This is a genomic window from Dorea sp. 210702-DFI.3.17 (assembly GCF_020560825.1).
GTDB lineage: Bacteria > Bacillota > Clostridia > Lachnospirales > Lachnospiraceae > Dorea > Dorea formicigenerans.
In genome coordinates, this window is record NZ_JAJCNB010000052.1 from 1 (window position 1) to 10,692 (window position 10,692).

Annotated in this window: 10 protein-coding genes and 6 tRNA genes; 6 read left to right on the forward strand and 10 right to left on the reverse strand. The window is 37.6% G+C overall.

Translation table 11 applies throughout. The features are described from left to right. Window positions 1–268 precede the first annotated feature (268 nt). Window positions 269–685 carry a helix-turn-helix transcriptional regulator gene (locus LI149_RS14335; protein WP_005424130.1) on the reverse strand — a complete coding sequence of 139 codons (417 nt, stop codon included), beginning with the start codon at window positions 683–685 and terminating at the stop codon, window positions 269–271. Between the two features lie 159 nt (window positions 686–844). On the opposite strand from LI149_RS14335, the gene LI149_RS14340 reads away from it, so the two are divergent. The 3 genes from LI149_RS14340 to LI149_RS14350 all read left to right on the forward strand — a co-directional run bounded on the left by LI149_RS14340 (window position 845) and on the right by LI149_RS14350 (window position 3,390). Then, window positions 845–1,165, forward strand: coding sequence for a hypothetical protein (locus LI149_RS14340; protein WP_005330993.1), 321 nt, complete (start codon window positions 845–847; stop codon window positions 1,163–1,165). Between the two features lie 142 nt (window positions 1,166–1,307). Beyond that, a complete protein-coding gene (locus LI149_RS14345) occupies window positions 1,308–2,141 on the forward strand; it encodes a Rep protein (RefSeq protein ID WP_173794097.1) in 834 nt (277 codons plus the stop codon). A gap of 91 nt (window positions 2,142–2,232) precedes the next feature. After that, entirely contained in the window at window positions 2,233–3,390 is a 1,158-nt protein-coding gene (locus tag LI149_RS14350) for a tyrosine-type recombinase/integrase (protein ID WP_226861802.1), read from the forward strand. 83 nt (window positions 3,391–3,473) lie between these two features. Here the strand turns inward: LI149_RS14350 and LI149_RS14355 are convergent. The 6 genes from LI149_RS14355 to LI149_RS14380 all read right to left on the reverse strand — a co-directional run bounded on the left by LI149_RS14355 (window position 3,474) and on the right by LI149_RS14380 (window position 4,122). Next, window positions 3,474–3,560 (reverse strand) — tRNA-Leu (locus LI149_RS14355). Between the two features lie 108 nt (window positions 3,561–3,668). After that, a tRNA-Val gene (locus LI149_RS14360) sits at window positions 3,669–3,741 on the reverse strand. A 43-nt stretch (window positions 3,742–3,784) separates the two neighbouring features. Next, window positions 3,785–3,858 (reverse strand) — tRNA-Asp (locus LI149_RS14365). A 7-nt stretch (window positions 3,859–3,865) separates the two neighbouring features. Continuing rightward, window positions 3,866–3,939 (reverse strand) — tRNA-Ile (locus LI149_RS14370). A gap of 28 nt (window positions 3,940–3,967) precedes the next feature. After that, a tRNA-Thr gene (locus LI149_RS14375) sits at window positions 3,968–4,040 on the reverse strand. A gap of 10 nt (window positions 4,041–4,050) precedes the next feature. Next, window positions 4,051–4,122 (reverse strand) — tRNA-Glu (locus LI149_RS14380). A 395-nt stretch (window positions 4,123–4,517) separates the two neighbouring features. On the opposite strand from LI149_RS14380, the gene LI149_RS14385 reads away from it, so the two are divergent. The 3 genes from LI149_RS14385 to LI149_RS14395 all read left to right on the forward strand — a co-directional run bounded on the left by LI149_RS14385 (window position 4,518) and on the right by LI149_RS14395 (window position 7,169). Continuing rightward, window positions 4,518–4,931 (forward strand): CidA/LrgA family protein, encoded by a 414-nt coding sequence (locus tag LI149_RS14385; RefSeq protein ID WP_005330988.1) that lies wholly within the window; start codon window positions 4,518–4,520, stop codon window positions 4,929–4,931. Further along, window positions 4,918–5,607 carry an LrgB family protein gene (locus LI149_RS14390; RefSeq protein WP_227143553.1) on the forward strand — a complete coding sequence of 230 codons (690 nt, stop codon included), beginning with the start codon at window positions 4,918–4,920 and terminating at the stop codon, window positions 5,605–5,607. The genes LI149_RS14385 and LI149_RS14390 overlap by 14 nt, the downstream gene beginning before the upstream one ends. A 77-nt stretch (window positions 5,608–5,684) precedes the next feature. Beyond that, window positions 5,685–7,169 (forward strand): AAA family ATPase, encoded by a 1,485-nt coding sequence (locus tag LI149_RS14395; protein WP_005330986.1) that lies wholly within the window; start codon window positions 5,685–5,687, stop codon window positions 7,167–7,169. Between the two features lie 256 nt (window positions 7,170–7,425). Here LI149_RS14395 and brnQ read toward each other — a convergent pair whose 3' ends face one another. From brnQ to LI149_RS14410, 3 genes are all read right to left on the reverse strand, one after another. Then, window positions 7,426–8,523: a branched-chain amino acid transport system II carrier protein gene (brnQ, locus tag LI149_RS14400; RefSeq protein WP_227143554.1), complete on the reverse strand. Its 1,098-nt coding sequence runs from the start codon at window positions 8,521–8,523 to the stop codon at window positions 7,426–7,428. 203 nt (window positions 8,524–8,726) lie between these two features. Next, window positions 8,727–9,209: a low molecular weight protein-tyrosine-phosphatase gene (locus LI149_RS14405; RefSeq protein ID WP_227143555.1), complete on the reverse strand. Its 483-nt coding sequence runs from the start codon at window positions 9,207–9,209 to the stop codon at window positions 8,727–8,729. A 58-nt stretch (window positions 9,210–9,267) separates the two neighbouring features. Continuing rightward, complete coding sequence (locus LI149_RS14410) at window positions 9,268–10,545, reverse strand: ATP-binding protein (protein WP_255647495.1); 1,278 nt, start codon at window positions 10,543–10,545, stop codon at window positions 9,268–9,270. Between the last annotated feature and the right edge of the window lie 147 nt (window positions 10,546–10,692).

The following is a 10,692-nucleotide window of genomic DNA, read 5'->3' on the forward strand; positions in this document are numbered from 1 at the left end:
AGTCTCAATACTGCTTTTTCGTTTGCACCACCTTCGATTCTTTCCTTAACGATTTGTCTGTTTCACATTATACACAGTATAATTCCATTTCACAAAATGTTCAATCAAAAAAAGTATGCAAGATTTTTATATTTTCTTGGCATACCTCTTATTGCAGTATTTCCTTGTTCGTATTTTCGCAAACTAACGTTCCGCAAGGATGCCCAGTGCGACGGTTCCTAACAGGGCGGCGGGTCGACTGGGCAAGTGGTCGGCTGAGAAGCATTTTCTACTCAACGACATATTTAACGTTTGATTCTCTCCGTCCCTCATATTTCTCCTGTGCCAACAGTTTATCAAGAAATTCTGACACTTCTTCCATGTCTTCACTGTCTATCAAATCCAGTTTTATCAATACATCAAGGTCTGTCTGATTCTTCGGTTGTATTGAGATCGGCTGAGATGTATCCACAACCACTTTCAACTGTTTTGTCTTATTTGCTGTTTCAATATCCGTAGTTAATCCCATAACGTGGCTTTTACTCACGCCGAATATCTGTGATAATTTTTCCCATATAGATTCATCTCTCGGCGTTCCGTTTCCATTTTCATAGTTCGTAAGCATACTTTGTGAAATGCCTAATTCTTTTGCAAGTTCCGCAACGGTTATATTCTTTTCTTTCCGCAATTCTTTTATTTTATTCATAGCGAACCTCCTTTATAAGCACATTATATTTCATCAAATTTTCTCTGTCAATCTTTTTATCGGATATTCAGATATTTTCTATTGACATTCTGTAACGCTTGTTTTATCATAAGATTATCTTAATATCTGATAATCAGATATTCGTAAGGAGGTGAAACGATGATTAGAGGAAATGACTTTATTTTAAATCCAGACAAACTGCAAGAGGAATTTCAGTTAGTAGAAGTTTCTGACTGGGTAGACTTTTCTACAAAAGAAAAATTAGGATTCTACTATACAGTTCTTCTTCCAAAATTAAAGTTTGAAAAAGTCAAAGTAGGCATTAAAGCTAACACAGCGATTGTTACCAACGAAGAACTTGAACAAAAAGGGCAGATTCCAGTCTCATTTGATGGATTACATACTTGGGCTAGTCTCTATAATGGACGTCTTTCTGTCAAAGCAGAAGCTTCCAATATCAGAAAAGTGGGAATGAAATAATTTCCCTACTATGTCAGCCAGTCAGTGCCGGACAACGTCATAGGTGCTGAACTGGCTGACCTCTATACTTGATATATAAAACAACATCTTCCGAAAACAATCGGAACATTCATTACAAAAATTGGGATATGAGGTGAGATTCGTGAGCAAAACAAAAGAGTGTTTTGCATACAATACGAAAATCATTGAAACTCCTACTACAAAAGAAGTATATATTTACGAAAACCCTATTTTTATTCACTCGAAAGAAAAGGCAGATTTAACAGACACAAGTAACCGAAAAAAATTTGATGAAATGTCAGCTCATAAGCAATATGACAGTTTAAAACGCAAGCAGAAACATTACGAACAGGCTCGTTGGGATATTGCCCGTATTGTTGACTGCAACTTTGATAACAAAACAAAATTTGTAACGCTGACATTTAAAGAAAACATTCAGGAAATCCTGATAACTAACCGTGAATTTAAGTATTTTATCCAGCGATTAAATTATTATTTGTACCATACCAAAACCCAGTTATTAAAATACCTTGCAACGTGGGAGAAACAGAAGCGTGGAGCAATCCATTATCATGTTATTTTCTTTGATTTTCCGTATATAGCAAAAGAAAAATTACAGAATTTATGGTCACATGGATTTATTAAAATCAATCGCATTGATGTAGACAGCAAAGAAAACAGAGGTCGTTATCTTAGCAAGTATTTTGGAAAAGACCTTGATTTGAAAGAACATAAGAAAAAAGCCTTTTTTAAATCTCAAAATCTGAAAGTTCCACACGAAACAAAAGTCATGCTGACCGAAGACATTTTACATGACTTACAAAAAGAAAATATCGTCTTTCAGAAAGAATACACAAGGCAAATTTACGATACCAACGCTTTCTTATCTACTGGTTCATGCTTAAAGGACAGCAGTGTTATCTACATCAAAATTAAAAAAGAAAATCCTTGCGTAAAGGGGGAATCTTATGGATAATCCCGTTACGTTTTCAGATATAACATTATTGAATACGTTAGCCACCTGTGCTAACATGACCACAGATGAAGTCTTCAAAGATTTTAAAATTATGGCAAATAAAAAAATCTTGAAGAATCACAAATATGAAATTTATTACTCGGAATCAGAAAAAAGCTGGCGTACTTATTTACCCGATGAAACCAAACCTAACAAACGCCGTCCTGTTAAGAGGAAGAGTAAAGAGAACCTTGAAAAAGAAATCATCAGATTTTATATCGAAAAGCAGAAAGCTGAAAACCGTCAGAATGTCACACTAGAAGAATTATATGCTGAATGGCTTTTGTATAAAAGAGATTATACTTCCGTAAAAGCAAAAACAATTCAAGAATATGTATCTGAATGGAATAGATTTTTCAAAGATACAGAACTTGTTAAAATGAAGATAGGCGAAATCAAACCAATCACGCTTATCCGCTTTTTCAGAGAAGCTACAAAAGACCGACAGTTCACGCACAAGCGAGTCAGTAATGCCCGTTCTGTTTTGAATGGAATCATGAGTTATGCGATTGAAGAAGAAATTATATCACATAATCCTGTCTCTGATGTGAATTTCAAACAGTTTACCTATAAGCCAGTAGAAGTACAAAGTGACAATGTATTTTCCCGTGATGATACGCATAAGTTATTAAATTATCTTCGGTGTATCATAGAACCATATTCTCTTGCAATACAGTTATCTTTCTATCTCTTTATCCGTGTTGGAGAAACAAAAGCTATCCGTTGGGAAGATATTGACTACAATAACAGGCTTGTATATCTTCACAGACAGGCGACCTGTGAACGTACATTGAATGATGATTTAACATTCTCAAGCCGAAAAGTAAAAGTAGTAAATCAAATGAAAGGAAATACTTCTCATGGATTCCGTAAACAGTTCCTTACAGACGAAGCACTTAAAATTCTTCACAAAGCAAAGGAATTAAATCCAAATGGAATATATGTCTTTGAACCCAACGGCGAGATTATGACAACAGACAGCTTTAATCGCCGTTTGAAGAAATATTGCAAAGAAGCCGGTGTTCCTTATCATTCCAGTCATAAAATCCGCTTTTACAATGCTTCAACAGCTTTTGACGGAAATAATCTTACAACCCTTAGTTATTTAATGGGACATAGTGAGACAGCTACAACATTGCATTACTTGCGGAATGTCAATAAGAGGAAGAATGACAGGCTTGCTTTTCAGAATCTTGGTATTTCATCATAAAGTGTTCAAAGGTGTTCAAACATTTTAAAACAAAAAAATAAGAGAAACGCTGTAAATTCAACGTTTCTCCCATTTTTAACTAATGCCGCAGACCGGAATCGAACCGGTACGGGAGTATAAGTCCCGCAGGATTTTAAGTCCTGTGCGTCTGCCAGTTCCGCCACTGCGGCATTCTAGCTTCTGCGCCAACTCGTTAGAGCTGTGTGCATCGCGCGGAGCGCGTGTCACATTTTGCGACTAAACTATCTAAAATTCTGCAACAATCTCTCGTCGCAAAATGGGACCAATAGGGCTCGAACCTATGACCCTCTGCTTGTAAGGCAGATGCTCTCCCAGCTGAGCTATGATCCCATATTCAAAAAAAATAAACGTGATATCATACAAATGATATCAACGACCCAGAAGAGACTCGAACTCTCGACCTCCGCCGTGACAGGGCGGCGCTCTAACCAACTGAGCCACTGGGCCAGATAAATGGACCTTCGGGGACTCGAACCCAGGACCGATCGGTTATGAGCCGATTGCTCTAACCAGCTGAGCTAAAGGTCCAAAATCATTAAGTCCCGTTTAGGAACTAAGCCGATGATCGGACTCGAACCGATAACCTGCTGATTACAAATCAGCTGCTCTGCCAATTGAGCCACATCGGCATAATAAAAATGACTCCAACGGGAATCGAACCCGTGTTACCGCCGTGAAAGGGCGATGTCTTAACCGCTTGACCATGGAGCCATATTCTTTATCGCTTGTGTGTTTTTCGTGTGTATCACTCGCGACGAATGTTATAATATCATAGCGCAAGTGTTTTGGCAACCCTTTTTTTTAATTTTTTTTATTTTTTTTGCAAAAACTTTTTATAATCCCCGAAAAACCCCGTAAATACAGTGTTTTCAGGATTATAACTTTCCCCCAAAAATTTTACCTTCCTATCAAGATAGTCATAATTTTGTTCGTTGATTTGTTGTTAAATCATCTCTTTTTTATTTTAGGAAATTTACACAAACTACGATAAAATGTATCATTATATTTTGCAAAGTTTTTCCCTTGATACCATCTTTCGTGTGTGCTACGATAGACAAGCATTACTTTTCAACTACATATTAATAAGAAATAAGGAGATTTTACAAATGAAATTTTTGAAACAATTCGGGATTATTCTTGTTTTTTCTTTCATCGGAGAATTGTTGAACCATGTACTTCCGCTTCCAGTTCCTGCAAGCATCTATGGAATTATATTGATGTTCACCTGTTTAAAATTGGGTTTCTTCCCTCTTTCAGAGATTGAAGAAACAGGTCGATTTCTGATTGAAATCATGCCACTAATGTTTATTCCAGCTGCTGTAGGACTTTTAGAAGCATGGGATATTATTCGGTCAGTATGGATTCTGTACCTTGTTGTTACTATTTTCTCTACTATATTTGTTATGGCTGTCTCTGGCATGACTACTCAATATATGATTCGTTATTCCGCTTCAAAAAAAGCAGCGTTAAAAAAAGCTTTGTCTGTCAAGGAAGGGGAATGTAGCTATGGAATTTTTTAACAACTCTGTCTTTTTCGGGGTAATGTTAAGCCTTCTCGCCTACGGAATTGGCGCATTATTAAAACAGAGATTCAAACTTGCCATTTTCAATCCGCTCCTTATCGCAGTAATTATAGTAATTGCTGTTTTAGCAGTTTCCGGAATTGATTATAAGGTATATAATGAAGGAGCGAAATACATTTCTTATCTGCTTACACCAGCTACAATCTGCCTTGCTATTCCGCTTTATGAACAGTTCGAATTATTGAAATCCAACTGGAAAGCAATTGCGGTCGGTATTTTCAGTGGTGTACTTGCAAGCCTTGGAAGTATTCTTGCCATGGCAGTCCTATTTGGATTTACACATCAGGAATATGTATCATTTCTTCCAAAATCTATTACAACTGCGATTGGAATGGGTATATCAGAAGAACTTGGAGGATACGTTTCCATCACCGTTGCTATCATCGTATTAACAGGTGTACTGGGAAATATGTGTGCAGAAAGCGTATGTAAGCTTTTCAAAATTGAAGAACCTATTGCCAAGGGTATTGCCATCGGCACTGCTTCCCACGCAATCGGAACTTCCAAAGCTATGGAGCTTGGGGATATTGAAGGCGCAATGAGCAGCTTGTCCATCGTAGTATCCGGACTTATCACTGTAATTGGTGCGTCCGTATTTGCACAATTCATGTAAGATATCAGAATTACGAAATGTATCGCATGAATCTATCCATAGTATCTTAGAAAATAAATTACAAAGGAGACTCTCTCATGCCAGTATTTGATTTTAGTAATCCTGAATCAACAACGACAACAACCGAAGTTACTTACACTACATTTCACTCTGATAAAAATGTTGCTACTCCGGAAGATCCGATTCTTCTTCTGGACAATGCTCCCCGCCAGTGGGCTCATCATTCCTGCGGTGTATTCACAAACCCTGCAAAGCACACAGCATTTGAATTTGAAGAAGAAGATGGTATTATCAGTGCCAATATTCTTCAGATTGATTCCCGCTTTGTAAGCCTGATCAAATGGCTCGGCGAAAATCATATCAACGTTCGTCTGTCCGGTAAGAACCTCCCAGACGGTTATGCAGTCTACAAAATTCGTGAAATTGCCTATGGCGGTGCCACAAAATTATCTGCTGAAGACGGTTTCCTTCAGTTTATGATGGAACGGCTCTTTTCCAGCAGCGCCCCGCTTGATGAGACGCTGAAAGAGGAAGACTCTGAACTCGGTGATGATATGAAACTTACAAGTATTCAGAGTATTACCGACTTCATTACTTGTGCCGGAAGAACTCTTCCTGATAACATCCGTCTCTGGGCAAGACGTAATCTGGCAGTTGCAAAATCCCACGAAGTATCCCCGGAAGAACGACGCCACGCACAGCGTGCGCTTTCTATTATGATGAATATCCAGTGGAAGACAGATTATTTTGAATCAATTGATCCTGATGAAGCAAGACGTATCTTAGACGAAGAACTCTACGGTATGGAACGCGTAAAGCAACGTATTATAGAGACAATCATCCAGATCAACCGTACACATACCCTTCCGGCTTACGGACTTCTCCTGGTAGGACCTGCAGGAACAGGAAAATCTCAAATTGCCTACGCTGTTGCAAGAATCCTTAAACTGCCTTGGACAACTTTGGATATGAGCTCCATCAATGACCCGGAACAGTTGACCGGAAGTTCCCGTATATACGCAAATGCCAAGACCGGTATTATTATGGATGCATTTGCAATGGCAGGAGAATCTAACCTGGTTTTCATTATCAACGAGCTTGACAAAGCTGCTTCCGGTAAAGGAAATGGAAATCCAGCCGATGTATTGTTGACACTATTAGATAATCTTGGATTTACAGACAACTACATTGAGTGTATGATTCCAACTTCCGGTGTTTATCCAATCGCAACAGCCAATGATAAATCCCAGATCAGTGCACCGTTAATGTCACGTTTTGCTGTTATTGATATTCCGGATTACACACCAGAAGAGAAGAAAGTTATTTTCTCCAAATTTGCACTGCCAAAGATTTTAAAACGTATGAGTTTAAAAGAAAGCGAATGTATCGTGTCACCAGAAGCTCTGGACACTATTATTGAAAAATTCTCAGATACGACTGGAATCCGTGATCTGGAGCAGGCTGCCGAGCATATCGCAGCAAATGCACTATATCAAATCGAGGTAAATCATGTATCCTCTGTTACATTTGATGCTGCTATGTTGAAAGAATTATTTGACTAAAATAATCTTCTGCACATTTTCTCGATCCTGCGAGGTATAAATTTTTAGAGCACTTTAACTACATCCATATGTAACTAAAAAATCTGTAATATAGGAGATTTTGATATATTTCTAAAATTCTCCATATTACAGATTTTTCACTATTTCAGTCAAACGTACTTAAAACTTCTCAACTAAGTTCAAGTCGAACATCCGTGAGACTTGGCGCGTGATTCTGGTCAGCAAAGCTGACATATTCCTATGAGATAAATATTTATTACTGCCTTTTACGTCTGACAAGACCATAAAAAGTCAATGCAATTGCTATAGGACACATCACTTTCAGAATCGGCAATGATACATTTAAAATCGCATTTAATCCCGCACAGGAAATCACAAAACTGAAGACAGAAAAGACAAGTAACCATTTAAAATACGAAATCTTCGGAACTAATTCGTGGAAATATGCAGAACAGCAACAGAGCAAACCTACACATACATTAAAACATGCTATGAAAAATATAATACCAATCAATACTTTTCCATAGATGCCAAAACATGCGTGAACTGCATAGGTCAGAATCTGCGTTCCATTTTCCACATTTCCGACCTTACTACTGCACAATACACCAATATATGCTGTTGCGCTATATACAATACAAAGTAAGATTCCAGCTCCAATTCCCGCCAGAATCGTCTCTTTAGCCACACCTTTCCGATTCTTCACACCAAATGCTTCAATGTTCATAGCTATAACTGCGCCAAAGTTAAATGCCGCTAAAATATCCATTGTCTGATATCCCGTGACAAAACCATGCTGAAGCGCATGCCCTTTATAGCTCGCATCTGCCTGTCTTACAACTGTCGGGAACTTTACAACAACTCCCACGAAAATAACTGCAATCAAAATCAACAGAATCGGTGTCATTACTTTTCCCAGTAAATCCTTAAGTCTCGTTGGCTTCAGCGCGACTATCGTTGCTATCACAAAAAATGTAAACGAGTATATACACCGCATAATCAATAAAGACTCCGCACTGACTCCGTCAGATAAAAATGGCACGACCGCCATCTCAAAACTGGTAGATGCTGTCCTTGGAATTGCAACAAAAGGTCCGATTAACAAATGGATCAGCACCGCATAAACTGTCGCAAATGCCGGGTGTATGCTTCCCGCCAAATTCTTCAATCCATCATGCTTTGCCACAGATATCACCGCAAGAGCAGGTAATACCACCGCAGTCAGTAACATTCCAACCATAGCCGGTATCGTACTGCTGCCCGCTTCAGCACCCAGAAACGGCGGAAATATCAGATTGCCTGCTCCAAAAAACATGGAAAACAGCGTAAATCCGATTACACATCTATTTCTCATAGACAAACTTTTCATAAATCACTCTTACACTCCTTCAAGTTATTTTTTGTTATAAATTCAAGAATGCCTCGGCATTCTTGCTGCGAGGTGCGCGTCATGCAATTGCATGACATACTTCTACTGCGCACCTCTGCAATCCTGCCGGAGGCTATATCAGCTGGGGGATTGACTCCCACCACTGATACCAGCTTGTTTCTCACCACCTATAAAGGTGGAGTCATCTCCCAGCTGATATTCTTCAAATGCTCTAACAATCCTGTACAACCTTCCAGTACATCATCATAGGTCGCATCAAAATTGCCCGTATACCACGGATCAGCAATTTCTGTTCCCGAACGATCCGTAAAGTCTAAAAGCATAGAAACTTTTTTCTCTGGATCTGAACCGATGATTCTCATAATATTTCGGATATTCCACGCATCCATACCGATAATATAATCAAACTCTTCATAGTCTCTTCTCATCATCTGCCGTGCCCTGTGGTTGCCACACGGAATTCCTACTTCTTTTAACTTCTGTCTCGTGCCATGATGAACACCATTACCAATCTCCTCACGACTAGTTGCAGCCGAATCAATATAGAATTCACTGGCAAGCCCCGCCTGGTCTATTAGATATTTCATAACATATTCAGACATCGTTGATCGGCAAATATTTCCATGACATATAAATAAAATTTTTATCATATGATTTTCTCCTTGTGTTATTGAAAGATCGTGTAATTTGAACCCTCTATGTTCTCAATCACTTAATGATATATTTTGTTCCTCTGCCTTTTCCTTCAACTGCAATCACACCCTTTTTCTCCATAGCTTTCAGTAATTGTGTTGTTTTTGATTTGCCAAATGGGACATATGGTGCAATTTCACTTATTGGTTTCAGCATCGTCTTACTTAAAAATTTGTAAATCACTTTTTCGTCTTCGGTTAAATTGACATTCGTTTCAAATATCGGTAGTACAATTTTTATAGCATTTTCTGACACTTCAAATTCTGGTTTTATCAAACTCTCTGCATACAGTTGTTTGATTCGTGCAATTCCTGTTCCAAATATCTCTACTAATCCCAGTCTGTAAAATACATTTGCAAGATTTCTATTTCTTAAAATAGATAGTTTACCTGATAAATATTCTTCTGCCGTTATTCCAGCCGGCAATCCACCAGGAGACACTACTTCTATTCTATCATCAAACATAGAAACTCTGATGTGTGAATTAATATCCCATACCCTATGAATCAAAGCATTTGCAATTGCTTCTCTGAAAGCTGCTTCCGGTATTTTCTCTACCATCTTTCTGTCAGCCCCCTGTATTACTTCATATTGGTAATAATCTCTAAATACAGCAAGTGCTTTTTCATATATTTCTAAAACCGATATATGTTCAAACGTTACTCTTTTTTGAATAATACTAATATTCTCACCGAACTTAACAATATCAATTCCTGAAAAATGATTTTTATCTGCCAAAAGTCCCGCTGCATTATTATAACCATTTATATTGTCATACAGGTTCAATGTCTTTAAAGTATCTTGATTGAAAGTTTCAATGTAAATATTTTCTTTCAGTTTACACTGTAAAATTTTAAAAGATAGCTCCTGATCTTTACAAGGTAATTCTTCGAAGCTAATATTTTTTCCATCTAATACAAGCCTTGAAAATTCTAATGTATCTACCTCTATCGTTACTGTATCATTTCGTTTGTATGCTTTTGATTTATATAAATACGGTTTTTGAAGACCACTTTTTACAGTAAGTTTTATCGTCTGGTCATTATTCTGTATTTCAAGTGTATAGTCTGGTTGAGGTGATATACTGTCATTGATTTTATTTTCGATATCCAGACAGGCCTGTTTTACATCTAGCAATCCTTTCACATTTCCATTATCATCAACCCCAAAAAGAATTGTTCCACCATTGTAATTCGAAAAGGCACTAACTGTTTTCAAAAAAGTATTCGTAATCGTTTCCTTGAATTCTAATATTCTTGTTTCACGCATAGTAATCGTTCCCTTTCCAACCATAATGATTATATTATATGCAAAAATGCGCAAAAAATCAATCGTATTTTTTTACGATTGATTTTTGATTAGTTTTAAGGGGATTATTTTTTGTATAATTAATAAAGACTTCCCATACCCAAAATGGGACTTGTACCTTGAAAACTCTAT